Consider the following 25,801-nt stretch of genomic DNA (forward strand, 5'->3'; position numbering starts at 1 on the left):
CTTGCCATGATGAGGGCATGACGACAGCACTCATCGAGTACCGGGCGCACTTCGACTTCGACATCGCGTTCGCCAATGGCGGCGGCATGAGGGGCGAGGGGTTCCGACTCGACATCCCGCGGGCCGACATCGACGAGACGCAGGTCGGCCTCCTGCTCGTCCGCCACCTCGGGCTCGCACTCGTGGGAGCGGTCGAGATCACGCGGCTCCGGATCGTCGAGGAACCGCATCGAGGCAGCCGCCATGTCGATGCGCCACGTGCGGGAGGATCCCGGGTGATCGACCTCAGCCACCCGATCGAAGCCGGACTCGTGACGTATCCCGGACTGCCGACGCCGGTCATCACCCCGCATCTCACCCGCGAGGATTCGCGGTCGCGCTACGCGCCGGGGACCGAGTTCGCCATGGACGTCATCACGATGATCGGCAACACGGGGACGTACCTGGATGCTCCGTACCATCGCTACGCCGACGGCGGAGACCTCGCTTCGCTGGACCTCGCGAGCCTGGTGTCGCGACCGGCCGAGGTCTTCCACCTCCACGACGCCTGGGACGCCGAGCGTCGGGGCATCGCCTCGCTCGCGTTCGCCGACCGCGACCTCCGAGGCGCGGCCGTGCTGCTCGACACCGGGTGGAGTCGCCACTTCGGCACCGCCGCCTACGGTCGCGGTGCGCCGTTCCTCACCGAAGACGGCGCGCGGTTCCTCGTGGACTCCGGCGCCGGGATCGTGGGGATCGACTCGCTGAACATCGATGACACCGAATCCGGTGGAGAGCGGCCGGCTCACAGCATCCTGCTCGCCGCGGGGGTCCACGTCGTCGAGCACCTGACGAGACTCGAGGAGGTCCCGGCGAGAGGCGCCACCTTCACCGCTGCACCACCGGCGATCAGGGGGTTCGGCACATTCCCGGTCCGCGCCTTCGCCGTGGTCGACGATTCTCATTGATCACAGGAGTCACGCGGGTTTACACGCGTCCCATCCAACCCATAGAGTGTGTGCACAATCCAGAAAGGGGTACGTGGGATGCCCGAGGTTCCAGAAGTCCGGTTCCTTACGGTGGCCGAGGTCGCCGAACTCATGCGCGTGTCGAAAATGACCGTGTATCGGATGGTGCACGCTGGGGAGCTGCCAGCCATCCGCTTCGGACGCAGTTTTCGCGTTCCGGAATCCGCTGTCGCCGACGCGATGCAACGTCCCATCGCGGACGTCAGCTGAGCGCGTCCGGCGCGAGCGCTCGGGTTTGCTAGAATGATCCGAGGCATTTTCCTTGCCCGTACCCGGGTGTCCGCACTGCGCGACGCCCAGCCCCTGACTTAGTGAGGTTTCCGTGGGTTCTGTCATCAAGAAGCGCCGCAAGCGCATGGCGAAGAAGAAGCACCGCAAGCTGCTTCGTAAGACTCGCCACCAGCGCCGCAACAAGAAGTAAGCGGCCAGACACCGAGCGCCTGTCTTCGGACGGGCGCTTTGTGTCTCTACCCGCGATTCCGCCATCTGTCGCAGGAGCATCCATGAAGTCGATCACCGTCACCGAACTCGCAGAGCGGTCGAACACGCCGCTCATCGATGTGCGGGAGGTGCATGAGTTCGCCGCCGGGCACGTCCCCGGTGCGGTGAACATCCCGATGTCCGAGCTCGGCAATCGCCTGGAAGAGCTGCCCTCCGAGTCGTTCGACGTGATCTGCCAGGCCGGCGGTCGCTCTGCGCGCGTCGTCGAGGCGCTCGAGAGCCGTGGCTACGACGCCACGAACGTCGAGGGCGGCACGGGAGAGTGGATCGCGCAGGGCCGCGAGGTCGAGGTGCCGTCCGCGTGACGACGCTGACGCTCATCGGCAAACCCGACTGCCACCTGTGCGATGTCGCGTCGGAGATCATCGACTCCGTCGTGGCTGAACTGCCGGATGCCGCTGCCGAGCGCATCGAGATCGTCGAGGCGTCGATCCAGGACGACCCCGCGTTGTTCGACCTGTGGTGGGAGAAGATCCCCGTGGTGCTCATCGATGGCGAGCTGCACGCCCATTGGCGTCTCTCGGCGGATCGGCTGCGCGACGCGCTCGAGGAGGCCGTGCGCACGGACGTGCGAGCCGCCGATGAGGAGGCCCGATGACCATCCGCCATGTCGTCAGCTGGAAGCTGTCCGCCGAGGGCGCCGAGGAGCGCGCCGAGCAGTCTGCGGAGATCGCCCGTCGGCTGAATGCGCTCGACGGAGTCGTCCCCGGACTCCTCTCGATCACCGTGGGCGCCAACGTCCTCTCCCCGGACGCGAACTGGGACGTCGCGCTCGTGGCCGACTTCCCTTCTGCGACGGAGCTCGAGGTGTATCAGGTGCATCCCGCCCACGTGGAGGCATCGGCGTACGTCCGCTCGGTCGTGGCCTCGCGCGTCGCGGTCGACTTCGAGATCTGACCCGAGGCCGCGCAGCACATGACCCGCGCGGACACCGGCAGGGCGTCCTGGCACGGGGCGACCGTCGTGTGGGCGCCGGCCGAGCGACCGCGCGGCTTCACCGACGGCGATCTCGCGGCGATGGGCACGGGGCAGAGCCACCGACTGGCTGAGCTGAGCGGCGCCCGGGCAGACGCCTTCGTCGCGGGGCGTGCTCTGATCCGCGGTCTGGTGCGCGAGGTCAGCGGGCGCTCGGAGGTCTCGATCGACAGTCGATGCGAACGGTGCGGCCGCCACCACGCGGCACCGCGCGCCGACGGCGTCTCCCTGAGCGTCAGCCACACCGAGGGCCTCGTCGTCGCAGCGGCGGCACCATGGCCGGCATCGGTGGGAGTCGACATCGAGCCGTCGTCCTCCGCAGCCAGGGTGGCCGAGCTCGCCTCGCTGTTCGCGCCCGCCGCTGCTCCCGATCTGGCGGGCTGGACGCGTCTCGAGGCCGCTCTGAAGGCCGACGGTCGGGGACTGGACGTCGACCTGGGCACGGTGCGGATGCTCCCCGCTCCCGGTCCCGATTCAGGGCCGGGCTCGCGATCCGCTCCCTGGTCGGTGCTGCTCCCCGGGAGGGCATCGGCGATCACGGCGGCGACGGTGGCAGGCCCCGTGGGTCACACGCTGAGCGTCGCCCTCGGCTGACCGCCGCTGCGCGGAAGCGTCGGGAGCGGCAGCTCGTCGATCCAGGTCCGCACGAGCGCGCGTCCGTCGCCGTTGAACTCGTCGACCAGCCCGAGGAAGTCGTCGCTCGTGACGGCGAGTCCTGCGAATCGGGCCGTCCATTCCCGGACCAGCTCGAAGAATGCGTCGGCGCCGAGCGTCAGCCGGAGCGCGTGCAGCGCGAGCGCCCCCCTCTTGTAGACGCGGTCGTCGAACATGTCGGTGGGGCCCGGATCGGAGAGCAGCAGGTCCTGCGGAAGGCTTCGGAGCTGTGTGTGGTGCGCCACGGCCTGGGCATGGGCAGTCGGACCGCCCGAGGCCTCCGACCACAGCCATTCGGCGTAGCAGGCGAAGCCCTCGTTCAGCCAGATGTCCTGCCAGCGGGCGACGCCGACGCTGTTGCCGAACCACTGGTGCGCGAGCTCGTGCGCGACGAGCCGCTCGCTCCCGCCCACGCCGTCGACGTGATTGGCTCCGAAGATCGCCATGCCCTGCGCCTCCAGCGGGATCTCGAGAACATCGGCGGTCACCACGACCTTGTACGACTCGTACGGGTAGGGCCCGAAAGAGTCGACGAACGAGTTCATCATGTCGGGCAGGCGGGCGAAGTCCGCTCGTACCCGCGGTGCCAGCGCGCGGGGGTGGTACACGCGTCCCGGCGTGTCGCCGAGTGCGACATGTTCGTCGACGTACCGGCCGATCTGCACCGTCATCAGGTACGTGGCGGTCGGCACCGGCTGCTGGAAGGTCCAGCGGGTGCGGCCCCTCTGCGTGGAACGGGTCGCCTCCCCGCCGCTGACCACGGTGTACTCGGGGTCGGCGGTGATCTCCAGCCGGTACGTCGCCTTGTCGGAGGGGACGTCGTTGCAGGGGAACCAGGTGGGGGCGCCGGTGGGCTGCGAGGCGACCAGGACGCCGTCCTCGAGTTCCTCCCAGCCGAGGAGACCCCAGCGCGTGCGCCGGGGGGTGGGCGCCCCCGAGTACTCGACGACGACGGTGAGCTCCTCGCCGCTGTCGCGCTCTGCGCCGAACACGACCTTCAGCCGCTTCGCGTCCTGACGGTAGGACGCGCGACGATCGCCGCTCACCCGCACCTTCGTGGCCTTGAGGCCGATCAGGTCGAACGAGATGTGGGCGGCGCGCTCCGACAGCTGCACCTGGATCGTGGCGGTTCCGGAGAGTCGGTTCGTGGCGACCTTGTAGTCGAGCGCGAGGTCGTAGTGCAGCACCCCGTAGCGGCGGTCGCCGCTGTGCGGGGTGTAGGGATCGACGGTCATACGTCCGAGGCCTGGTAGGAGCGCACCTTGACGGCCCGCCAGGGCCCGATCGGGTTTCCGCTCCATCGGCTGCCGACGGGCACGAGCTCGCCGCGCATCACCAGGGATGCGGGGCCCACGGTCGCGTCCGCGCCGATCGTCGCCGCCGGCAGGATGACACTGTGCGGCCCCAGGGTCGCACCGTTCTCGAGGGTGACTGCGTCGATGCTCATCACACGATCATGGAACAGATGCGTCTGAACCACACATCCGCGGTTGACCGTGGCGCCGTCGCCGAGCGTCACCAGGTCGGGTTCGGGCAGCCAGTAGCTGTCGGTCCAGACGCCACGACCGATCTTGGCGCCGAGGGAGCGCAGCCAGATGGCGAGAGCGGGCGTCCCCGAGGCGGCGTTCGCGAACCACGGAGCGGCGACCATCTCGGTGAAGGTGTCGGAGACCTCGGTGCGCCAGACGAAGCTCGACCAGAGCGGATGCTCTCCGGCGCGGATCGGGCCGACGATCAGCCACTTCGCCGCGGTCGTGATGAGGGCGGCCGTCGCACCCGCGGCGAGCATGACGACGCTCGAGAGGACCACGGCCCCGCCGAGGCCCCACGTGTCGACGATCGCGGCGAGCGCGAGCATCACGGCCAGGCCGATCGCACAGCTCACGATGACCGGCACGATGCGACAGAGCTCCCACAGCGCGCGGGCCACGCGGAGGCCGGGACGTGGCCGGTATGTGCGCTCGAGGTCGGCGTCGTTGACGACACGGCGCAGGCGGGAGGCGGGGGAGCCCAGCCACGACGACCCCGCCTTCGCCTTGGGCGGTGCGACGGACAGCACGGCCACGAGTCCGTCCTTCGGAACGTTGTGGCCGCCGGCGGCCATGCCGGAATTGCCGAGGAACGCGCGCTTGCCGATGCGGGCCCTCGCCAGCCGCATCCACCCGCCCTGCAGCTCGTACGTCGCGACCATCGTGTCGTCGGCGAGGAAGGCGCCGTCGGCGATGGTCGTGAGGGCGGGGATGAGGAGCACGGTCGACGCCTCGACGTCGCGGCCCACCTCGGCGCCGAGCGCTCGCAGCCACAGGGGGGTGAGGACGCTGGAGTACAGCGGGAAGAGGAAGGTGCGGGCCGAGTCGAGCAGACGCTCGGTGGTCCAGGCCTGCCAGGCGACGCGTGAGCGCACCGGGTGGACGCCCTCGTGCAGACCGATGCCGAGCAGGCGGACGGCAGCGAGCACGAGGATCGCGAACACGAACCCGGAGAGCAGCACGGCCGGCACGAGCAGGGCGAGCATCCCGGGGATGGCGTCGAGCAGACTGTCGGCACCCCGCATCCCCGCCGCGAGCAGCCACGCTCCCGAGGCCAGTGCGATGATCGGCAGCGCTCCGAGGAGAGAGGAGGACGCTGCGTACGCCCAGAGCCAGCGAGTGCGGCTGGGCGGACGACCCGGCGCGAAGGGCGTCGACGTCCCTCCGACGCGCGCCGCGGGGGATCCCGCCCAGCGCTGTCCTGCGCGCACGCGTCCGAAGACGGCCGACCCCGGCGCGATCTCGGCGCGACGACCGATCCGTGTGCCGGGAGCCAGGGTGCTGCGCGCGCCGATCGTCGCATCGGCGCCGATGCGGATGCCGCCGATGCGCACGGTGTCGCCGTCGATCCAGTAGCCGGTGAGGTCGACCTCGGGCTCGACCGACGCTCCGGCGCCGATCTCGAGCATGCCGGTGATCGGCGGGACCGTGTGGAGATCCACGTCCTTGTGGATACGGGCGCCCAGGGCCCTGGCGTAGTAGATCACCCACGGGGCTCCGGCGAGGCCGACCGGGTCGACCTGCTGCGCGATCTGCTCGGCGAGCCAGAGCCGCAGGTGCACGGCGCCGCCGCGCGGATGGTCACCGGGACGCACGCCCGCGAGCAGCAGGCGTGCGGCGACGGCGGCGATCGTCATCTTGCCGAGCGGCGTGGCGAACAGCACCAGGCCGACGAGCAGCGTCCATCCCGAGACCTCGGGCAGGAACTCGAACCCGGGCGAGAGGCGCAGGACCCAGCTCGCGGTGAGCAGGAACAGGAGCCAGCGGATGCCGGTGAACACGAACAGCGGCAGTCCGGCGAGCGTCTGCACCCATTGCATCCGCCGCGGGGTCGGCACCGGCTGGCTGAACACGCGGTCGGCGGCCTCCTCGTCGGCGTCCTCGTCGACGGCTTCCGCCATCTGGCGAAGACGAGGCAGATCGTAGACGTCGGTCATGGTGAACTCGGGCGCACGGGTACGCAGTCGCGAGACGAGCTGCGCTGCCGCGAGCGAGCCCCCGCCGAGCTGGAAGAAGTCGGCATCCTCGTCATCCGGCCGTAGACCGAGCACGGCGAACCACTGCTCGGCCAGCCAGGCGGCCGTGCCCGAGAGCGAGGACTCGCCGGCATCGCCGGAGTCCAGCGGCCAGGGGAGAGCAGCCTTGTCGACCTTGCCGGAGGTCCGTACCGGAAGGTCGTCCACCGTGGCGAGCAGGGGGATGAGCGGTGCCGGAAGGGTCTCGGCCAGCTCGCTCCGTGCCGCCTGCCGATCGAAGCCCTCATCGGGCACGACGTAGCCGACGAGCAGCGGCATACCCGCTTCGGTCTTCTGCACGACGACCGTGGCGGCGGAGACCGAGGTCAGTGCCTGCAGGGCCGCCTCCACCTCGCCGAGTTCGATGCGTCGCCCGCCGATCTTCACCTGATCGTCGGCGCGCCCCTGGAACACGAGGCCCTCGGGCTCGAATCGCACCAGGTCGCCCGACCGGTAGGCGCGATCCCATCCGAGCGTGGGCATCGGCGCGTACTTCTCGGCATCCTTCGCCGGGTCCAGATACCGCGCGAGACCCACGCCGCCGATGATCAGCTCGCCCGGTTCGCCGTCGGCCACCCGCTCGCCCGCGGCGTCGACCACGGCCAGAGACCACCCGTCCAGGGGGAGCCCGATGCGCACAGGGCCGGTGCCGTCCATGAGCGCCGCGCAGGCGACGACGGTCGCCTCGGTGGGGCCGTAGGTGTTCCAGACCTCCCGGCCGTCGGATGCGAGGCGGGCGACGAGCTCGGGAGGGCACGCCTCACCGCCGAAGATCAGGAGCCGCACGTTCTCGATCGCGTCCTGCGGCCACAGCGCGGCGAGGGTGGGGACCGTCGAGACGACCGTGATCCCGTGGCCGAGCAGCCAGGGGCCGAGGTCCTCGCCCGAGCGCACGAGCGCGCGGGGCGCGGGGACGAGACAGCCGCCGTGTGCCCATGCGAGCCACATCTCTTCGCACGAGGCGTCGAAGGCGACGGAGAGACCCGCGAGCACGCGGTCGCCGGGGCCGAGAGGAGCTCCCTGCAGGAAGAGCCGTGCCTCGGCGTCGACGAAGGCGGCGGCTGAGCGGTGCGAGACCGCGACGCCCTTCGGAACGCCGGTCGACCCCGACGTGAAGATGATCCAGGCGTCGTCGTCGACGCTCGGCGGCGTCACGACGGGCACCGAGGACGTGCTGGGGTGCAGGTCGGCGCTGCGGAAGAGGTCGGTCGGAGCCGACGCATCCGCGGGTGCGTACCCGGCGTCGGTGATGACGCCGGCGATGTGCGCCTCGCCGAACACGAGGTCGGCGCGCTCCTGGGGGTCGTCGGCGTCGACGGGGACGTACGCCGCGCCGGCGGCCATCGCCCCGAGGATCCCGATGTAGAGCTCGCGGCGGCCGGAGGTCATGCGGATGCCGACGCGATCTCCCGAGCGCACACCCGCGGCATGCAGGTCGGCGGCCGTCCGCCAGACCCGGGCGAGAAGCTCGGAGTAGCTCAGAGCGCCGTGCGCGTCTTCGATCGCCGAGGCGTCGGGATACCGCGCCGTGGTGTCGCGGAGGACGTCGATCAGCGTACGGGCGGGCGGCGCCTCGGCGGCGCGGTCCAACGCCTCCTGCACGTCAGCGCGCAAGGAGATCGAGCAGTGCGGCCTTGCTCAGTCGCGAGTACCCGGTACGTCCCTCTGCGCGAGCACGGGCCCGGAGCTCCACGAGCGTGAGGGTGCTCAGATCGACGTCGGCCGGAGTCGCGGCGGGCGCCGTCTCGATCGCCGCCGCGGGCGCCTCGGCCACCTCGAGGGGTGGGGTCGACGGGGACTCCCCGGTCGCGGACGCGTCGGTCTTCTCGGCGTCCGACCTCTGGGCGGTGGGCTTGTTCGCGGCGGCCTTCTTGACGTCGGCCTTCTTGACGTCGACCTTCTTGACGTCGGTCTTCTTGACGTCGACCTTCTTGACGTCGGCCTTCTTCGCCGTCTTCTCCGCCTTCTTCGGGGCCTGCAGGCGCGCCGTCGCCTCCTGCAGCCGCTCCGTGGCGGCCGTCGCCTTCTTCGCGACCTTCTTCGGCCGGTCCGCGACCTTCTTCTTCGACGCCTTGGACGCGTCCTCGGCGTCCTCGACGAGGGGCTTGAGCTTCTTGGCGCTCTTCTTCGGCAGGGACTTGATCAGCTTCTTCGCGTCCTTCGCCGCGTCCTTGGCGGCATCGAGGGCTGATTCGGCGTCTCGCTGCGCTGCGGTCTTCTTGGCCATGATCGGTTCTCCTCTGTGTCCGGAACGCATCCGCTCAGGCATTCGGCACAGAGGATACTCACGCAAGGTGAACAACAGGTGCCGCCGGCGTTCGACAGGAGGTCACATTGCGTCACACTTGCAACACAAATGTGATCCGGGGAACGAGGCCGACGGCAGGTCCGTCGGCCCTCGCATGTTTAGATGTTCTCCTACCCGTCCGTGGGAAATCACACCCTCGTCCCCTCAGGAGCTGACATGCAGCGTCGCAACATCATCGCCGGGATCGCGCTCGCCGCGACCGCCACCCTCGCCCTCGCCGGTTGTGCGACAGGGGCGGGCGGCGACGGATCCGGTGAGCCGGCGGCGGGGGACGAATTCGACCTCATCGAAGCGGGCACGCTCACGGTCTGCTCGGACATCCCCTACGCGCCGTTCGAGTTCGAGGGCGGCGACAACGGCACCGGGTACACCGGTTTCGACATCGACCTCCTCGATGCGATCGCGAAGGAACTCGACCTCACGCTCGCGGTGCAGGACGTCGGATTCGACGCGCTGCAGTCCGGCACCACCCTCGCGGCCGGTCAGTGCGACGTCGGCGCCTCGGCGATGACCATCACCGAGGAGCGCAAGGCGAACATCGACTTCTCCGAGCCCTACTACGACTCGCTGCAGTCGCTGCTCGTGCGCACGGATTCGGGTATCGAGTCGATCGACGATCTCTCGGGCAAGAACGTCGGCGTGCAGCAGGGAACGACCGGCGAAGCGTACGCGACGGAGAACGCCGAAGGCGCCCAGCTCGTCCAGTACCCCTCCGACGGTGAGCTGTGGCCCGCCATGCAGGCCGGCCAGATCGACGCGATCCTCCAGGACCAGCCGGTCAACCTCGAGCACGAGAAGGCCGACAGCGCCTACAAGATCGTCGAGGAGTACGAGACGGGCGAGTCCTACGGCTTCGCGTACGCGAAGGGCGAGAAGGATGCACTGCGCGAGGCGATCGACGGCGCGCTGCAGGACCTCCGTGACAGCGGCGACTACCAGACGATCTACGACACCTACTTCACCGCGAAGTAACCGGCGAGCGGCGTAGAGCAGGGGAGACCTTGACAATGGCGTTGAGGCGCACCACCAAGAGCAAGCTGTACCGGTACACCGTCTACGCGGTGTTGATCGCGATCGCCGTCTGGCTGATCGTGAGCACCGACTGGGCGAGGATCGCGCAGCTGTACTTCAACCCGGAGATCGCGGCGAAGATGCTCCCGGGCATCATCACGACGGCTCTCGTGAACACACTCTGGTTCACCGCCGTCGCGTTCGCCGGCGGACTGCTGCTCGGCATCGTGCTGGCGCTGCTGAAGCTGTCGAGCATCGGGCCGTTCCGCTGGATCGCGACGGCATGGATCGAGCTGTTCCGCGGGCTTCCCGCGATCCTCACGATCTTCGCGATCGCCTTCATCCTGCCGATCGGTCTGGGCGTGCCGGGAACGAAGCTCGGCGGTCCGGTGGTCCTCGGTCTGATCGGTCTCATCCTGGTGGCGTCGGCCTACATGGCCGAGACCATCCGCGCGGGCATCCAGGCCGTGCCCAAGGGACAGACGGAGGCCGCGCGATCGCTCGGCATGTCCCCGATGAAGACGACGTTCTGGATCGTGGTTCCGCAGGGGTTCCGCATCATCATCCCGCCGCTGACCAACGAGTTCGTGCTGCTGCTGAAGGACACCTCCCTGCTCTTCGTGGCCGGCTCGTTCATCTGGTCGAAGGAGCTCACGAACTTCGCCCGCGACGCAAGCACCCAGAACGCGAACGGCACGCCGTTGATCATGGCGGCTGTCCTGTACCTGATCGTGACGATCCCCCTCACGCGCTTCAGCGCGTATCTGGAACGAAGGATGTCGAGGCAGCGATGAGCACCGACCTGATTGACGTCCACGCGCCGGCGATCGACCTGCAGGGGCTCGTGAAGAGCTTCGGCGACAACGAGGTGCTCAAGGGGATCGACCTCACGGTGACCGCCGGCGAGGTCGTCTGCATCATCGGCCCGTCGGGCTCAGGCAAATCGACCCTGCTGCGGTCGGTCAACCTGCTCGAAGAGCCCACCGGCGGCAAGGTGCTCATCGAGGGCATCGACATCACGGATCCCGACGTCGACATCGACCGGGTGCGCACGCGCATCGGCATGGTGTTCCAGAGCTTCAACCTGTTCCCGCATCTCGACGTGATGGGCAACCTGATGATCGCGCAGCAGCGCGTGAAGAAGAGGTCCAAAGCCGAGGCGGAGAGGGTCGCGAAGGAGATGCTCGGTCGCGTCGGCCTCACCGAGAAGGCCGATGCGTTCCCCGGACACCTCTCCGGCGGGCAGCAGCAGCGCGTGGCGATCGCTCGCGCTCTGTGCATGAACCCCGACATGATGCTGTTCGACGAGCCGACGTCCGCCCTCGATCCCGAGCTGGTGGGCGAGGTGCTCCAGGTGATGCGGTCGCTCGCCGACGAGGGAATGACCATGCTCGTGGTGACGCACGAGATGGGATTCGCCCGCGAGGTCGGCTCGCGCCTGATCTTCATGGACGGCGGGCACATCGTCGAAGAGGGCGATCCGCGTGAGGTGCTCGCCCACCCGCAGCATCCGCGTACGCAGGACTTCCTCGCCCGCGTTCTCTAGAGTTTCGCGTCCGAGCGGCAGGCGCCGCCTGTCTGCCGACGCTCCCTCGGATCGACGCCCCCTCCCGCCGACGCAGGCAGGAGGGGGCGTCGTCTGTCGGATCCCGGATGCCCTCGCGGCCTCCCGGTGCACTGCAGGGAGTGTCGAGCGCCGTTCAGCCGCGCGGATGCACCGCCACGGGTTCTGGGGCGACGGCGATGCGCACCCGATCGCCGAACGCGGGGTGGATGCCGGGAGCGTGCTGCAGTCGCACCAGTTCTCCCGACTCCGTGCGCACGAGAGTGCGGCGCATGCTGCCGAGGAAGGTGCTCTCCTGCACGAGGGCGTCGGTTGCGGCATCCGCCTCGGACGCGAAGTGCACGTTCTCGGGACGCAGGTAGACATCGACGGGGCCGTCTGCGGGGGTCTGCAGCGGGAGCTTCTGCCCCCACACGATCACGTGGTCGCCCTCGGCGACCCCGGAGACGACACTGGAGAGCCCGACGAACGCCGCGACACCCGCGGTCGAGGGTGCGGTGTAGAGCTCCTCCGGCGAGCCGATCTGCTCGATGCGGCCGGAGTTCATCACGGCGATCCGGTCGGACACCGCGAGGGCCTCTTCCTGATCGTGGGTGACGAAGACGGTGGTGATGCCGAGGCGCAGCTGGATGCGGCGGATCTCGTCGCGCAGTTGCACGCGCACCTTGGCGTCGAGAGCCGAGAGCGGCTCATCGAGCAGGAGGACCTTCGGTTCCGTCACGAGTGCCCGGGCGAGAGCGACACGCTGCTGCTGGCCGCCCGAGAGCTGGTGCGGGAACCGGTCGGCGAAGTCGGCGAGCCCGACCAGTGCCAGGGCGTCGAGCGCGCGCGAGGCGGCCTCGGCCTTGCCCACCCCTCGGCGGCGGAGTCCGAAAGCCGTGTTCTCGGCGACCCGGAGGTGCGGGAACAGCGAGTACGACTGGAACACCATTCCGATGTCGCGCTTGTTCGTCGGGACGCGCGAGACGTCGCGGCCGCCGAGCAGCACCGCACCGCTGTCGAGTCCCTCGAGGCCCGCGAGCACTCTGAGCAGCGTCGTCTTGCCGCACCCCGACGGACCGAGAAGCGAGACGAACTCACCGGGCGCGATGTCGAGGTCGACGCCGTGGAGCACGGTGGTGCCGGAGTAGCTCTTGACGATGTCGTGCAGCTCGACGCGGGTGCCCTCGCCGGCCTCGGCCAGCAGCATGTTGTCGGCGGTCTGGGGGAGGGTCATGAGCGGGCCTTTCCGTTGCCGCGGGCGAGGCGGCCGATGAGGAGGAGCAGGAGGAAGACGAACAGCAGCGCCAGGAGGGTGAAGATCGCGGGCGCGTAGGGATCCTGCTTCTGGACGACGACCATGGCCGTCTGGAACACCTGCCGGTTGAGCAGCGACGCGATCGTGAACTCGCCCAGGACGACCGCGATCGAGATGAGCGAGGCGGCGAGCAGTCCCTGCCGCAGGTTCGGTGCGAGCACCTTCAGCACGACGGTCGGCCAGCTCGCGCCCAGCGATCGCGCGGCCTCGGCGAGGGTGCGCAGGTCGGCCGCATCGATGGATGCCTGGATCGAGCGGTACGCGAAGGGCAGCACGGTGATGCCGTAGGCGAAGGCGAGAGTCCACGTTCCGGTTCCGAGCGCACGACCGATCTGCAGGTAGATCGGCGCGAGACCCACGACCAGCACGATGGCGGGGATGGAGATCGGCAGCAGCACGGCGAACTCGAACGCCGGCTTGAGCCTGCCGAACCGCAGATTGACCAGGATCATGGTCGGCGCGAGAAGGAGGAGCACGATCGCGACGGTCACGAGCGCGAGCACGAGCGAGTTGCCGAGGCCGGTCCAGATCGGCTTGATCGCTGCCGATGCCGCCGGGTCGAGCAGGGCGATCCACCGGTCGAACGACAGCGATCCGTCCGAGGCGCGGAGCGTGTAGAGGAAGGTCGAGATCAGGGGGATCGCGAAGAACGCGCCCACCAGGACGCCGATGATCCACCGCGTCGCGACAGAGGGGGCGAGCCGGTTCATGCCTGCCACCTCGCTGCCCGGCGCTGGATCAGGGAGTAGAGGGCCATGACGACTCCGACGATGACGATCATGCCGAGCGCCAGGGCACCGGCGAGGTTCTCGCGACCGAGCACGGTCTCGCTCGTGAGGGCCGCGCGGATCTGCAGCGGCACGATCTGAGAGCCCTGGCTGGCGAGGGCCGCGGCCGTCGCGTACGACGAGAAGGCGTTCGCGAACAGCAGCAGCAGGCTGGCGAGGAAGGACGGGGCGAGCACCGGGATGCCGATGCGCAGCCAGAAGCTCGAGCGTGTGCCGCCGAGGGTGAGGTTGGCCTCTGCCCACTGCGGCTTCAGCGCGGCGAGGGCCGGCATGAAGGTGATCACCATGAGCGGGACCTGGAAGTAGATGTACGGCAGGATCAGACCGGGGAGCTCGTAGAGCCAGGTGCCGTTCTCGAAGATGTCGAAGCCGAACACGTCCTCGAGGAACAGCGTGACCACGCCCTGGATGCCGATCGTGGCGATGAACGCGAAGGCGAGCATGACCCCGCCGAACTGGGCGAGGACGCCGGCCGCGGCATCCACCGTCGAGCGCACGGCGCCCTCGGGATTCATGCCGAGCAGGGCATAGCAGACGAGCGCGCCGACGACAGCGCCGATCACGGCCGTGAGGAGCGAGAGCCAGGCCGAGTTCGCGAAGGTGGTGAGCACGACCGGGTCGGCGAGTGCCGAGACGTTGCTCCAGGTGAAGGCACCGTCCTCGGTGAAGAAGCCGGAGCCGATCGCGAGGATCGTCGGTACCGCGAGGAACAGCAGCACGTAGGCCGCGAAGGGGACGAGCCCCAGCCAGGCGACGGATGGCGCAGAGCGCAGGGGCCGCGAGCTGGTCGCGGGCCCTGCGCTCTGCGCTACGGGAACGAGGGGGGCGGATGCCGGAGCATCCGCCCCCACGCTGGTGGCAGAGGTCACTGGACCGCCGCTGCCCACTTCTCGCCGAGGAGCGTGCCGGCGTTCGTCGACTGCTCCTCGGTCGGGACGACCGTCTCTGCGGGAACCTCGGGCAGGGCCTCGGCGAGGTCGGTGTCGATCGTGCCCGCCTCCGTCATGGCCTCCATGCGAGCCGGGCGAGCGCCGCCCTTGAGCCACAGGTTCTGCACCTCGTCGCTGTAGAGGAACTCCTGCCACAGGCGGGCGGCGGCCGGGTTCGGCGCGTCCTTGTTGATGGCCTGGTTGTAGTAGCCCGCGTAGCCGGTGCCGTCGAGGACGACGACCTTCCAGTTCTCGTTGTCAGCGGTGTGCGCGGCGTTCAGGTAGTCCCAGTCGAAGACGACGGGCGTCTCGCCGCTCGTGACGGTCGCCGTGGTGACGTCGACCTTGAGGAGGTTGCCGGCCTTCTGCAGCTCTGAGAAGAAGTCGATGCCCGGCTGGAAGTCGTCGAGCGTGCCGTCGGACTGCACCGTGGCGAGGCCGACCGCGGCGAAGGCGGCTCCGGCCTGCGTCGGGTCGCCGTTGATGGCGACAGCGCCCTTGTACGCGGCATCCTTCAGGTCGTCGAGCGACTCGGGCGCATCGAACTTCGACGAGTCGTAGCCGATCGACATGTATCCGCCGTAGTCGCCGACGAAGAGTCCGCTGGGCTCCTTGAGCGCGTCGGGGATCTCGTCCCACGTCTGCACCTGGTACGGAGCGAACACGTCGGTGTTCTGCAGCGCGACCGTGAGGCCCAGGTCGAACACGTCGGGGGCCGTGTCGAGCCCGGCGTTGGTCTCGGCCGCCTGGATCTCCTCCGCGCTCGAGACATCGGGCGAGGCCTCGTTGATGGTGATCTCGGGGTACTTCTCGGCGAACAGATCGAGGATCTCGCCGTAGTTCGCCCAGTCGCGGGGGAGCGCGATGACGTTGAGCTGGCCTTCGGCCTTCGCGGCCTCCTCGAGTTCCTCGAAGCTGCCGAAGTCCTCGACGGAGGTCGCGGTCGCGGCGTCGACCGCGTCGTCGCCGGCGGAGCCGCCGGACGCGTCCGCCGCGCCGGAGCAGGCCGTGAGGCCGAGTGCGGCGGTGGTGAACAGGGCGATGCCGGCGCCGATGCGCGCACGGCGGTGGAAGTTCGTCATCAGGGTCCTCTCGGTGTCCGGCGCTGTGAGCCGGTGTCGGGTTGCGAGAGGACACTATGAGCCACGGGTTGCCGATGGGGCCGGGCCAGGTGAACGCGCGGTGTCCGACGGGTGGCGGGTCTGAGCCGACGCGCGCCAGCGAAGGCGATGCGCGCGCGAGAAGGCACAATGCCCCGGCATCCGTCCTTCGGGGGTGCACTTCTCCTTCGCTGGCGTACGCCGGCGGTGCCGACCGTGGCCGGCGGTGCCGCCCGTGGCCGGGGTGCGCGTCGCGTCTGACATTCTGGAGGGATGGACATCGGCAGTGTGCTCGGGCTCGAGCAGCTCACCTGGGGCACGCTGATCCTCGTGATCGTCGCCGCGTTCGCCGCGGGGTGGATCGATGCCGTGGTGGGCGGCGGAGGTCTGCTCCAGCTGCCCGCGCTGCTGCTGATCCCCGGCATCTCCCCGATTCAGGCGCTCGCGACGAACAAGCTCGCGTCGGTGTTCGGCACGGCGACGAGCAGCGTCACCTACTACCGACGCGCGAAGCCCGACATCCGCACCGCCCTGCCGATGGCCGGCATCGCGCTCGTCGGATCATTCGGGGGTGCAGCGGTCGCGACCGTGCTTCCTGCGGCGGCGTTCAAGCCGATCATCGTCATCGCCCTGCTCGCGGTCGCGCTCTTCACCGCGTTCCGGCCGCAGATGGGGGCCGCGACGCGGCTGCGCTTCAGCGGGCACCGGCACCACATCATGGCCGGGCTCGCCGGGCTGGTGATCGGGTTCTACGACGGGTTGATCGGACCGGGCACAGGCACCTTCCTCGTGATCGCGCTGGTCGGGCTCATGGGATACGACTTCCTGCAGGCGAGCGCCAAGGCGAAGATCGTGAACCTCGCGACGAACACCGGCGCGCTGCTGCTGTTCATCCCGCACGGCGCCGTGCTGTGGCTCCTCGGCGGCATCCTCGCCGTGGCGAACGTCGCGGGCAGCTACCTCGGCTCTCGCATGGCGATCTCGCGGGGCACGCGCTTCATCCGGGTCGTGTTCCTGATCGTCGTGGTGGCGCTCATCGCGAAGCTCGGTGTCGACGTCTGGAACGAGAACATCGCGCCGGCGCTCGCTTCGCTGCGCTGAGCATCCGCCCGCCGGCCGCGCGCTTAGACAGGCTTTGTGCGCTCGGCAAGGCAGGAGAGGCCGGATTCGGCCTTCTGAAGCGCACTTCGCCGTGGCAGGCGCACAGCGCGCGGCGGGGTCGACACGCGAAGAGGCCCCCTCCCGGTGGGGGGAGAGGGCCTCGTCGGCGGTGCGGGTCAGGCCTCGGCGCCTTCGGGCTCGAAGTCGACGCCGGCCTCGGCGCGCTGTTCGGCGGTGATCGGAGCCGGAGCCGCCGTGAGCGGGTCGAAGCCGTTGCCGGACTTCGGGAACGCGATCACATCGCGGATGGACTCGGTCTTCGAAAGGTGCTGCAGGACGCGGTCCATGCCGAGCGCGATTCCTCCGTGCGGCGGGGCGCCGAACTTGAATGCGTCGAGCAGGAAGCCGAACTGCTCCTGCGCGACCTCGTCGCTGATGCCCATGACCTCGAACACGCGCTTCTGCACGTCCTCGCGGTGGATGCGGATGGACCCGCCGCCGAGCTCCGAGCCGTTGCACACGATGTCGTACGCGTAGGCCAGGGCAGAGCCCGGGTCGGTGTCGAAGGTGTCCTGGAACTCCGGCTTCGGGCCGGTGAACGCGTGGTGCACGGCGGTCCATGCTCCCGCGCCGACGGCGACGTCACCGGATGCCACGGCATCCGCTGCCGGCTCGAACATCGGGGCGTCGACGACCCACGTGAAGGCGAACTCGTCGGGGTCGAGGTACCCGAGGCGGCGGCCGATCTCGACGCGGGCCGCGCCGAGGAGCGCACGGCTCTCCTTCGTGGAACCGGCGGCGAAGAACACGCAGTCGCCGGCGGAGGCGCCGACGAACTGAGCGAGTCCGGCCTGCTCGGCCTCGGACAGGTTCTTGGCCGCGGGGCCGCCGAGGGTTCCGTCTTCGTTGAAGAGCACGTACGCGAGGCCGCGCGCGCCGCGCTGCTTCGCCCAGTCCTGCCATGCGTCGAGCTGCTTGCGGGGCTGGCTCGCGCCGCCGGGCATGACGACGGCGCCGACGTACTCGGCCTGGAAGACCCGGAAGGGGGTGTTCGCGAAGTATTCGGTCGCCTCGACGAGCTCGAGGCCGAAGCGCAGGTCGGGCTTGTCGGAGCCGTACTTGGCCATCGCCTCGGCGTAGGTCATGCGCGGCAGCGGGGTCTGCACCTCGACGCCGATGGTCTTCCACATCGCGACCACCAGCGACTCCATCAGGGTGATGACGTCCTCCTGGTCGACGAAGCTCATCTCGATGTCGAGCTGCGTGAACTCCGGCTGGCGGTCGGCGCGGAAGTCCTCGTCGCGGTAGCAGCGGGCGATCTGGAAGTACTTCTCGACGCCGCCGACCATGAGCAGCTGCTTGAACAGCTGCGGCGACTGCGGCAGCGCGTACCAGCTGCCGGGGTGCAGGCGAGCGGGAACGACGAAGTCGCGGGCGCCCTCGGGCGTGGACCGCGTGAGGGTCGGCGTCTCGACCTCGGTGAAGTCCTGGGCGTGCAGCACGTCGCGGATCGCCTTGTACACGTCGGAGCGCAGGCGCAGAGCGGATGCCGCGGCCGGGCGACGCAGGTCGAGGTAGCGGTACTTGAGCCTCGCCTCCTCGCCGACCGTCTCGGTCTCGGCCACAGCCGTCGACACCTGGAACGGCAGCGGAGCGGACTCGTTCAGCACCTCGACGTCCGTCGCGATGAGCTCGATCTCGCCCGTGGGGAGGTTCGGGTTCGCGTTGCCCTCGGGGCGGCGCGAGACCTCGCCGGTCACCTTGAGGACGAACTCGTTGCGCAGCGGGTGCGCGATCTCTTCGTCACGGATGACGACCTGAGCGATCCCCGACGCGTCCCGCAGATCGATGAACGCCACTCCTCCGTGATCACGACGGCGATCGACCCACCCCGAGAGGGTGACGGTCTGACCGATGTGCGAGGCATCGAGTGAGCCTGCGGAGTGGGTGCGAAGCACGGAGGATTCCTCCTGATCTGGGAAATGATGAACCCGCTCATTCTACGTGGGCGCACGTCGTCCGCTCAGCCGCGGACACCTCGTCTCCCCTTCGCCGCATCGGCCACTCAGTAAGATCGCCTCGACGGAAAGGCGCACCATGGACTCCAACGGCATCTCCGACCTGTATGCATCGATCTTCTCGGGGACGACGGGACTCATCGCCCTCGTCTTCTACGTCCTCGTGGCCGTCGGGCTGTGGAAGGTCTTCACGAAGGCGGGGTATCCGGGCATCCTCGCGATCATCCCCATCGTGAACATCGTGTTCCTCGTCAAGATCGCCGGGATGTCCGGCTGGCTCGCCCTCCTCTACCTGATCCCCATCGTGGGCTTCGTGTTCGGGATCATCGTCGCCGTCAGACTCGGCGAGCGGTTCGGCAAGGGCGGTCTGTTCTCGTTCTTCCTGCTGTTCGTGTTCCCGTACATCGGGTACCTCATCATCGGCTTCGGCGAGTCGCGCTACCGAGCGGTCTGAGATGGTGGCTTCGCGACTGCACCTGGTCCGGCACGGAGAGGTGCACAATCCCGCGCGCGTCCTGTACGGGCGTCTTCCCGGCTACCACCTGAGCAAGGCCGGTCGCGGCATGGCGCGGGCGGCGGCCGACCACATCGCCGACCTCGACCGCCCTGTCAGCGCGCTGTTCGCCTCTCCGCTCGAGCGCGCGCAGGAATCGGCCGAGCCCTTCGCCGAGGTCTTCGCCCTGGAGCCCGAGATCGACATCCGTCTCATCGAGCCGACCAACGTGTTCGAGGGCACGCGCATGAAACGCTCGCTCATGAACCCGCTGAACTGGTGGCACCTCCGTCAGCCCGCACTGCCGAGCTGGGGCGAGCCGTACGCGTCGATCGCGGAGCGGATGCTGGGACTCATGGCGGAAGCGTGGCACGACGCCGCCGGGGGAGACCTCGTGATGGTCTCGCATCAGGCGCCGATCTGGGTCACGCACCTCCGAGTGGCGGGTCTGCCGCTGCAGCACGACCCGCGCACCCGGCGCTGCGCGCTCTCGAGCGTCACGTCCTTCGAGCTCGTCGGCGACGTGTGGCGCGAGGTCGCCTATGTCGAGCCGGCAGCCACCGGCGACGCGGTGGACGTCGGGGCGGTCTGAGCGGTTCGAACTCCCGATCCGCGGCCCGACGCCCGTCGCCGGGTCAGGGGGCCATCAGGGACTGGATGACGCCGACCGCGGCGAGCTGACCCGCGGCCACCGCCATCACGACCGACGCCATGGGGCCGGGAAGGGATGCGCGGTGCGCGAGGTCGCCCGCGGCGAAGACGCCGGGCGAGGACGTGCGTCCGAAGTCATCGATCTCGATGGACCCGGAGTCGAGAAGCCGCAGTCCCAGCTGATCGGCGAACGGTGCGCGATGGCGAAGCGTGCCCGATGCCACGAAGACGCCGGCCACGTCGGACTCCTCCGTCGCGGTCGAGATGCGCACACCGCCCTCGACCGGCTCCACAGCGGCCACAGGCTCGGCGCTCACCCGAGCCCCGAGGCCCTCGAGCAGTGCCGTCTCCTCCGCGGTGTACGCCTCGCCGACGGGGAACGCGGTGATGTCTCCGACGATGCGCCCGAGCAACCCGATCAGGTGCTGAGCGCGGGGCGCCGCTCCGAGGATGCCGATGGGACGGCCCGCGTGCTCGTGGCCGTCGCAGAACGGGCAGCTGAAGGCGGTGACTCCCCAGATCTCCTGCAGACCGGGTACCGCAGGCAGGTCGTCGGCCACTCCCGTGGCGAGGATGACGTGCTGCGCCTCGACTGCGGTGTCGTCGTCGAGCACGACCGAGAACCCGTCGCCGGTGCGGGTGACCGTGCGTGCGGCGACATCGCGGATCTCGAGGTCGGTGTACTCGGCGAGCTGTTCTCGCGCGGTGGCCCGGAACTCGGCGGGCGGAGTGCCGTCCTCCGCGACGACGTTGTGCATGTGCAGCACGGTGCCGTTGCGGTATTCGCCCGAATCGAGCAGCAGGGCGGGGCGATGCATCCGCCCCAGGGTCAGTGCTGCCTGCAGGCCGGCGGGGCCTGCTCCGATCACGATCGCGTCGTACATGCGGGTTCCTCCAGGGGGCTGTGGTTGCGTTCCCGCTCAGTCTGTGACTTCATGTCAACATGAAGTCAAGCGCCGAGCATCCCTGGTCCGTCGGCGACGTCGCGGCCCGGTTCGATCTGCCCACGAACGTCCTTCGGCACTGGGAGTCGGTCGGTCTGCTGCGTCCGGCTCGCGACGCGTCGGGTCGACGGCGTTACGGGCAGGACGAGGTCGTGCGCATCGCGGTGATCCAGCGCAGCAAGGCGGCGGGCATGAGCCTCGAGCAGATCGGCGTCCTGCTCGACGACAGCAACGCGGGAAGGCATCAGGTGCTGCAGCAGCATCTCGACGACCTGGATCGGCGGATGCAGGAGATGCGGCGCTCGAGAGAGATGACGGAGCACGCGATGCGATGCCGGGCGCACGACATCGCCACGTGTCCGCGGTTCCGCGCCGGTGTCGATGACGTCCTCGCTCGGTTCTGACGGCCCAGGGCGCCCGGCCCACGCATAGGAACCCCCGCGTAAACTGGGAATCGTGCCACTCGCCTCGACGGTTCATCCGATCCGCAGCGGCCGCCCCTCTCGCACTCGGCGCCCTCGCCGTGCGATCGGTGTCGCGCTCGCCGCGGTGCTCGCCATCGGCTTGAGCGCCTGCGCTCCCGATGCGGTCAGCGACTCCTTCCTCAGCGGGGAGAACACCGGCTACGTCGCCGCAGACGGCGCGATCGTCGAGATCCCCGTCGCCGAGCGCGGTGAGCCGGTCGACTTCGGCGGCGTCACCGAGAACGGCGAGACCTTCTCGAGCAACGACATCGCCGGCAAGGTCACGGTCGTCAACTTCTGGTACGCCGGCTGCGCCCCCTGTCGCGTGGAGGCGGGGGACCTCGAGAGCGTCTGGCAGGAGCAGGGAGGAGACGGCGTCGCGTTCGTCGGCGTCAACACCCGCGATCAGGCCGACACCGCCCGGGCGTTCGCCGAGGAGTTCGGGGTGACCTACCCGAGCCTGATCGATGTCGACACTGCTGAGGCCAAGCTCGCCTTCGCCGCCTCCGTGCCGATCCAGGCGACCCCCACCACGCTGGTGCTCGACAAGCAGGGGCGCGTCGCCGCGCGCATCATCGGCCCGATCGACGGCACCTCGATCCTCTCGACGCTCGTCAAGGACGCGCTCGCGGAGGATTCGTGAATCTCCCGGGAGCGGTGTGAGCCCCGAAGCCATCATCGGATCCGGAGCCCTATGGCTCGCGATCCCCGTCGCGATGCTCGCCGGCCTCGTGTCGTTCCTCTCGCCGTGCGTGCTGCCGCTCGTCCCCGGATACCTCGGATTCCTCGGGGGAGCTGTGGCTCCTCGCCGCCCCGCCGAGGACGCGACCTCGGACGGCGTCGTCTCGACCGCGGAGGCCCCGGCTCGCAGCCGACTCGTGCTCGGCGTGCTCCTGTTCATCCTCGGCTTCACGCTCGTCTTCATCCTCTACACGGTGCTCAGCGGCACGTTCGGGGTCTTCTTCATCCGCTGGGGCGAGCTGATCACCCGCATCCTCGGCGTGGTCATCATCCTGATGGGGCTGATCTTCCTCGGAGCCTTCGGGTTCGCCCAGCGGGAGATCCGCTTCCACGTCGACTCGCGGGCCGGGATCATCGGCGCGCCGCTGCTCGGGATCGCGCTCGGCATCGGCTGGGCTCCCTGCATGGGCCCGACCCTCGGCGCGATCATCGCCCTCTCCTTCAACGCGGGCGATCCGGTGCGCGCCGGATTCCTCGGTCTCGCCTATTCGCTCGGCCTCGGCATCCCGTTCCTGCTGGTCGCACTCGGATTCGGATGGGCGACGAAGACCGTCGGGTTCCTGCGCCGACACATCCGGGTGGTCAACATCATCGGCGGCGTGCTGCTGATCGTGCTCGGCATCCTCATGGTGACCGGGCTCTGGACAGACATCATGTCGCGAATGACGGCGGTGATCAGCAGTGTCCCCCTCCCGTTCTGATCAGAAGAAAACGGACCGGAAGGATGCCGTGAGCACCAAGACCGAGCGATCCAGCGATCCGCTCCGACCGTCGGACCACGTCGACGGCGACGACTCGATCACCCAGCCCCGACTCGGATTCGTCGGCTGGCTGCGCTGGGGCTGGCGCCAGCTGACGTCGATGCGCACGGCGCTCGTGCTCCTGCTCGTGCTCGCGATCGCCGCGATCCCCGGCTCGATCTTCCCGCAGCGCATGGCCGACCCGAACGGCGTCACGCAGTGGGAACGCGACAACCCCGACCTCTTCCCGGTGCTCGACTCCCTGAAGCTCTTCGACGTGTATCTGTCGCCGTGGTTCTCGGCGATCTATCTGCTGCTGTTCGCCTCGCTCGTAGGCTGCGTGATCCCGCGCATCAGGCACCACGCGAAGGCGCTGCAGGCGCGCCCGCCGCGGACGCCTGCCCGCTTGCAGCGACTCGCCGACTTCCGTGCGGTCGAGCGGACGTCTGCGGATGCTCCGGCAGAGGCCGCGGCGTCGATCGACGTCGCGCAGAAGCAGCTCAAGGCGCTCGGATACCGCGTCGAGCGGTACGACTCCGGTCGCACCGCATCGGTGTCGGCCGAGCGAGGGTACTGGCGCGAGACGGGGAACCTCCTGTTCCACCTGGCACTCGTCGGCGTGCTGATCACGGTGGGCGTCGGCGGCGGCTTCGCCTACACCGGTCAGCGGGTGCTGGTCGAGGGCGAGACCTTCGCGAACACCCTGCTCGACTACGACTCGATGAACCGCGGGCGCTTCGTGGGCGACGACGCCCTCGCGCCGTACTCGATGCGGCTCGACAGCTTCGACGTCACCTATCAGCCCTTCGGCGAGCCGGGGTCCGGTCAGGCGGGCGACTTCTCGGCGAACGTCACGGTGCAGGAGAACGGCGAGGAGCGCACGGGAGCGGTCAAGGTCAACGAGCCGCTGGCGGTCGCGGACGACAACGTCTTCCTGCTGGGCAACGGCTACGCGCCGACCATCACGGTGCGCGACCCCGACGGCGACGTCGTCTTCACGAACAGCACGCCGTTCCTGCCGCAGGACAACAACATGACCTCCCTCGGGGTCATCAAGGTCGCCGACGGGCTGGCGGAGCAGGTGGGTCTGGTCGGTTTCTTCTATCCGACGACAGGCGTGCTGGACACGGGGGCGTTCTTCTCAGGCTTCGGGGATCTGACGAACCCGACCCTCACGCTCGATGTGTACACGGGCGACCTCGGGATCAACGAGGGCGTTCCCCGGTCGGTGTACGTCCTCGACACGACCGGCATGACGAAGCTCACGGGCCGGACCACAGACCTCGAGTCGATCGAGCTGACGCCCGGACAGACGGCGGACCTGCCGAACGGGCTCGGAACCGTGACGTTCGAAGACGAGTCCCCGGCGGGAGCCACCGATGCCTCGCAGTCGGTCAAGCGCTTCGCCTCGCTGCAGATCCACCGCGACGCCTCCGGGCCGTGGGTGCTGGCATTCGCGCTGCTCGCCCTCGGCGGACTCATGCTCGCTCTGTTCATCCCGCGTCGTCGTGTCTGGGTGAAGGCCACGGCCGCCGACGGCGTCGTCGCCCTGGAGTACGCGGGTCTCGCCCGAGGCGAGGACCCGACGCTGGCGACCGCGGTCGACGACATCGTCGCCGGCCACGCCCGTCTGCTCGACGCGGCCGGGGTCACCTCCGCCGTGGCGGAGCCGCAGGAGCACCCCGACCGCCCCGCATCCGAGACCCCGAAAGTAGACTGACACCATGCTCGACCTCGAAGTGATCTCGCCGATCCTGCTCTGGACGGCGATCGCGATCTACGCGGCGGCCTTCGTGGCCTTCGCCTTCGACCTCGCCCGTCGGTCGCAGCTGTCCGCCGACGCGCAGAGCGTCCGGGAGTTCGAGCTGGTCGGCGCCGCGTCCGGCACGCGCGGAGCCAAGGGCGCGACGGGCGGAGCAGCCGCATCCGATTCCGCTCCTGCTCCGCAGCGATTCATCATGGCGCGCATCGGCACGTCGCTCACGGTCCTCGCCTTCATCTTCCACCTCGCCGCCACCCTGACCCGCGGTTTCGCCGCGGGACGCGTTCCGTGGGCCAACCTCTACGAGTTCGCGATGACGGGCACGCTGCTCATCATCGCGGTGTTCCTCGCCGTGCTCGTCCGCATCGACCTGCGCTTCCTCGGCACCTTCATCACCGGGCTCGTCGTCGTGCTGCTCGGCCTCGCCGCGACGAACTTCTATGTCGAGGTCTCGCCGCTCATGGACCCGCTGAAGAGCGTGTGGCTCGTGATCCACGTGTTCGTCGCGTCGCTCGGCACCGCGTTCTTCGCGCTCGCCTTCGCGCTGTCGGTGATCCAGCTCATGCAGTCCCGGCGCGAGCGCCTGATCTCCGAGGGTGCCGAGAAGACCGGTCCCGGCTTCCTCCGCACGTTCCCCGGATCCGAGCGCCTCGAGAGCATGGCGTACCGCTTCACGATCATCGGCTTCATCCTCTGGACCTTCACCCTGATCGCCGGATCCGTCTGGGCCTACTACGCGTGGAGCCGGTTCTGGGGCTTCGACGTCAAGGAGACCTGGACGTTCGTGATCTGGGTCCTCTACGCGGGGTACATCCACGCCCGGGCGACCCGCGGCTGGCGCGGCAACCCCTCCGCGTGGCTGGCGATCGTCGGCTTCTCGGCCGTGATCTTCAACTTCACGATCGTCAACGTCTTCTTCAAGGGCCTGCACGCATACTCCGGCCTGAGCTGAGTCACCCCCGTCGTCCTCGTCCTGTCCTCGTCCTGTTCCTGTTCGGTCGGGTCGGGTCGGGTCGGGTCGGGTCGGCGGGCACAGCTTCGGATCTCAGCCCTGACACGCCGCGCATCTCCACCGATGCGCGGCGTGTCGTGTTCCGGCTCCGAAGTCGTGCCGGGCCGTGGGTGCAGCAGGCGTGCGGGCCGACCGGGCCGGGCTCGCCTCTGGCCGGCACAACTTCGGATCTCAGCCCCGACACGCCGCGCAACCGA

At 69.2% G+C, this 25,801-nt stretch carries 27 protein-coding genes; 18 read left to right on the forward strand and 9 right to left on the reverse strand.

The genetic code is table 11. The features are described 5' to 3' along the window. Positions 1-17: 17 nt before the first annotated feature. The 7 genes from BN2660_RS08935 to BN2660_RS08965 all read left to right on the forward strand — a co-directional run bounded on the left by BN2660_RS08935 (position 18) and on the right by BN2660_RS08965 (position 3,077). The gene (locus tag BN2660_RS08935; RefSeq protein ID WP_091230378.1) at positions 18-947 is read left to right on the forward strand and encodes a cyclase family protein; all 930 of its coding nucleotides are present in this window, start codon (positions 18-20) and stop codon (positions 945-947) included. Between the two features lie 78 nt (positions 948-1,025). After that, a complete protein-coding gene (locus tag BN2660_RS08940) occupies positions 1,026-1,217 on the forward strand; it encodes a helix-turn-helix domain-containing protein (RefSeq protein WP_091230381.1) in 192 nt (63 codons plus the stop codon). Positions 1,218-1,329: 112 nt separating this feature from the next. Further along, complete coding sequence (locus tag BN2660_RS08945; RefSeq protein ID WP_003792170.1) at positions 1,330-1,428, forward strand: 30S ribosomal protein bS22; 99 nt, start codon at positions 1,330-1,332, stop codon at positions 1,426-1,428. An 82-nt stretch (positions 1,429-1,510) separates the two neighbouring features. Then, positions 1,511-1,813 carry a rhodanese-like domain-containing protein gene (locus BN2660_RS08950; RefSeq protein WP_091230384.1) on the forward strand — a complete coding sequence of 101 codons (303 nt, stop codon included), beginning with the start codon at positions 1,511-1,513 and terminating at the stop codon, positions 1,811-1,813. Beyond that, positions 1,810-2,106 carry a glutaredoxin family protein gene (locus BN2660_RS08955; protein ID WP_091230387.1) on the forward strand — a complete coding sequence of 99 codons (297 nt, stop codon included), beginning with the start codon at positions 1,810-1,812 and terminating at the stop codon, positions 2,104-2,106. The genes BN2660_RS08950 and BN2660_RS08955 overlap by 4 nt, the downstream gene beginning before the upstream one ends. Then, positions 2,103-2,405 (forward strand): Dabb family protein, encoded by a 303-nt coding sequence (locus tag BN2660_RS08960; protein WP_091230390.1) that lies wholly within the window; start codon positions 2,103-2,105, stop codon positions 2,403-2,405. Before BN2660_RS08955 ends, BN2660_RS08960 begins: the two co-directional genes overlap by 4 nt. Before the next feature lie 18 nt (positions 2,406-2,423). Beyond that, positions 2,424-3,077, forward strand: coding sequence for a 4'-phosphopantetheinyl transferase family protein (locus tag BN2660_RS08965; RefSeq protein ID WP_091230393.1), 654 nt, complete (start codon positions 2,424-2,426; stop codon positions 3,075-3,077). On the opposite strand, the gene BN2660_RS08970 is transcribed toward BN2660_RS08965, so the two are convergent. The 3 genes from BN2660_RS08970 to BN2660_RS08980 are packed head-to-tail and all read right to left on the reverse strand — an operon-like array spanning position 3,050 to position 8,908. Then, positions 3,050-4,372: a M1 family metallopeptidase gene (locus BN2660_RS08970; protein WP_091230397.1), complete on the reverse strand. Its 1,323-nt coding sequence runs from the start codon at positions 4,370-4,372 to the stop codon at positions 3,050-3,052. The two genes, BN2660_RS08965 and BN2660_RS08970, sit on opposite strands and share 28 nt — an antisense overlap. Further along, positions 4,369-8,295, reverse strand: coding sequence for a Pls/PosA family non-ribosomal peptide synthetase (locus BN2660_RS08975; RefSeq protein WP_091230399.1), 3,927 nt, complete (start codon positions 8,293-8,295; stop codon positions 4,369-4,371). Before BN2660_RS08975 ends, BN2660_RS08970 begins: the two co-directional genes overlap by 4 nt. Further along, a complete protein-coding gene (locus tag BN2660_RS08980; protein ID WP_091230402.1) occupies positions 8,285-8,908 on the reverse strand; it encodes a hypothetical protein in 624 nt (207 codons plus the stop codon). The genes BN2660_RS08975 and BN2660_RS08980 overlap by 11 nt, the downstream gene beginning before the upstream one ends. Before the next feature lie 237 nt (positions 8,909-9,145). Between BN2660_RS08980 and BN2660_RS08985 the strand changes: the two genes are divergently transcribed. The 3 genes from BN2660_RS08985 to BN2660_RS08995 are packed head-to-tail and all read left to right on the forward strand — an operon-like array spanning position 9,146 to position 11,546. After that, positions 9,146-9,961 carry a transporter substrate-binding domain-containing protein gene (locus BN2660_RS08985; protein ID WP_091230406.1) on the forward strand — a complete coding sequence of 272 codons (816 nt, stop codon included), beginning with the start codon at positions 9,146-9,148 and terminating at the stop codon, positions 9,959-9,961. Positions 9,962-9,996: 35 nt separating this feature from the next. Next, positions 9,997-10,794: an amino acid ABC transporter permease gene (locus BN2660_RS08990; RefSeq protein WP_091230409.1), complete on the forward strand. Its 798-nt coding sequence runs from the start codon at positions 9,997-9,999 to the stop codon at positions 10,792-10,794. After that, the gene (locus BN2660_RS08995) at positions 10,791-11,546 is read left to right on the forward strand and encodes an amino acid ABC transporter ATP-binding protein (protein WP_091230412.1); all 756 of its coding nucleotides are present in this window, start codon (positions 10,791-10,793) and stop codon (positions 11,544-11,546) included. Before BN2660_RS08990 ends, BN2660_RS08995 begins: the two co-directional genes overlap by 4 nt. Positions 11,547-11,700: 154 nt before the next feature. Here BN2660_RS08995 and BN2660_RS09000 read toward each other — a convergent pair whose 3' ends face one another. Genes BN2660_RS09000 through BN2660_RS09015 form a run of 4 tightly spaced genes read right to left on the reverse strand, consistent with a single transcriptional unit; the run spans position 11,701 to position 15,660 of the window. Beyond that, entirely contained in the window at positions 11,701-12,780 is a 1,080-nt protein-coding gene (locus BN2660_RS09000) for an ABC transporter ATP-binding protein (RefSeq protein WP_091230415.1), read from the reverse strand. Then, positions 12,777-13,571 (reverse strand): ABC transporter permease, encoded by a 795-nt coding sequence (locus BN2660_RS09005; RefSeq protein WP_091230418.1) that lies wholly within the window; start codon positions 13,569-13,571, stop codon positions 12,777-12,779. The genes BN2660_RS09000 and BN2660_RS09005 overlap by 4 nt, the downstream gene beginning before the upstream one ends. Continuing rightward, positions 13,568-14,518 (reverse strand): ABC transporter permease, encoded by a 951-nt coding sequence (locus BN2660_RS09010; RefSeq protein WP_091230531.1) that lies wholly within the window; start codon positions 14,516-14,518, stop codon positions 13,568-13,570. The genes BN2660_RS09005 and BN2660_RS09010 overlap by 4 nt, the downstream gene beginning before the upstream one ends. Continuing rightward, on the reverse strand, positions 14,515-15,660 hold the full coding sequence (locus BN2660_RS09015) for an ABC transporter substrate-binding protein (RefSeq protein ID WP_091230420.1): 1,146 nt from the start codon (positions 15,658-15,660) through the stop codon (positions 14,515-14,517). Before BN2660_RS09015 ends, BN2660_RS09010 begins: the two co-directional genes overlap by 4 nt. 291 nt (positions 15,661-15,951) lie before the next feature. Between BN2660_RS09015 and BN2660_RS09020 the strand changes: the two genes are divergently transcribed. Next, positions 15,952-16,779, forward strand: a complete 828-nt coding sequence (locus BN2660_RS09020; RefSeq protein WP_091230423.1) for a sulfite exporter TauE/SafE family protein — start codon at positions 15,952-15,954, stop codon at positions 16,777-16,779. Between the two features lie 176 nt (positions 16,780-16,955). Here the strand turns inward: BN2660_RS09020 and aspS are convergent, their stop codons facing one another. Beyond that, complete coding sequence (aspS, locus tag BN2660_RS09025; protein ID WP_091230426.1) at positions 16,956-18,737, reverse strand: aspartate--tRNA ligase; 1,782 nt, start codon at positions 18,735-18,737, stop codon at positions 16,956-16,958. A gap of 139 nt (positions 18,738-18,876) precedes the next feature. Between aspS and BN2660_RS09030 the strand changes: the two genes are divergently transcribed. Both BN2660_RS09030 and BN2660_RS09035 read left to right on the forward strand, forming a co-directional pair. Continuing rightward, positions 18,877-19,251, forward strand: a complete 375-nt coding sequence (locus BN2660_RS09030; RefSeq protein ID WP_091230429.1) for a DUF5684 domain-containing protein — start codon at positions 18,877-18,879, stop codon at positions 19,249-19,251. 1 nt (position 19,252) lies between these two features. After that, positions 19,253-19,882, forward strand: coding sequence for a histidine phosphatase family protein (locus BN2660_RS09035; protein ID WP_091230432.1), 630 nt, complete (start codon positions 19,253-19,255; stop codon positions 19,880-19,882). Between the two features lie 43 nt (positions 19,883-19,925). Here BN2660_RS09035 and BN2660_RS09040 read toward each other — a convergent pair whose 3' ends face one another. After that, the gene (locus BN2660_RS09040) at positions 19,926-20,825 is read right to left on the reverse strand and encodes an NAD(P)/FAD-dependent oxidoreductase (RefSeq protein ID WP_091230435.1); all 900 of its coding nucleotides are present in this window, start codon (positions 20,823-20,825) and stop codon (positions 19,926-19,928) included. Between the two features lie 59 nt (positions 20,826-20,884). Between BN2660_RS09040 and BN2660_RS09045 the strand changes: the two genes are divergently transcribed. The 5 genes from BN2660_RS09045 to ccsB are packed head-to-tail and all read left to right on the forward strand — an operon-like array spanning position 20,885 to position 25,544. Then, positions 20,885-21,289, forward strand: coding sequence for a MerR family transcriptional regulator (locus tag BN2660_RS09045; RefSeq protein WP_091230439.1), 405 nt, complete (start codon positions 20,885-20,887; stop codon positions 21,287-21,289). A gap of 52 nt (positions 21,290-21,341) precedes the next feature. Further along, positions 21,342-21,992 (forward strand): TlpA family protein disulfide reductase, encoded by a 651-nt coding sequence (locus BN2660_RS09050; protein ID WP_091230443.1) that lies wholly within the window; start codon positions 21,342-21,344, stop codon positions 21,990-21,992. Positions 21,993-22,008: 16 nt separating this feature from the next. After that, positions 22,009-22,791: a cytochrome c biogenesis CcdA family protein gene (locus BN2660_RS09055; RefSeq protein ID WP_091230446.1), complete on the forward strand. Its 783-nt coding sequence runs from the start codon at positions 22,009-22,011 to the stop codon at positions 22,789-22,791. 28 nt (positions 22,792-22,819) lie between these two features. Then, positions 22,820-24,550 carry a cytochrome c biogenesis protein ResB gene (locus BN2660_RS09060; RefSeq protein WP_091230450.1) on the forward strand — a complete coding sequence of 577 codons (1,731 nt, stop codon included), beginning with the start codon at positions 22,820-22,822 and terminating at the stop codon, positions 24,548-24,550. A gap of 4 nt (positions 24,551-24,554) precedes the next feature. Further along, positions 24,555-25,544 carry a c-type cytochrome biogenesis protein CcsB gene (gene ccsB, locus BN2660_RS09065; protein WP_091230454.1) on the forward strand — a complete coding sequence of 330 codons (990 nt, stop codon included), beginning with the start codon at positions 24,555-24,557 and terminating at the stop codon, positions 25,542-25,544. Positions 25,545-25,801 lie beyond the last annotated feature (257 nt).

Source organism: Microbacterium sp. 3J1 (assembly GCF_001049495.1).
Lineage (GTDB): Bacteria > Actinomycetota > Actinomycetes > Actinomycetales > Microbacteriaceae > Microbacterium.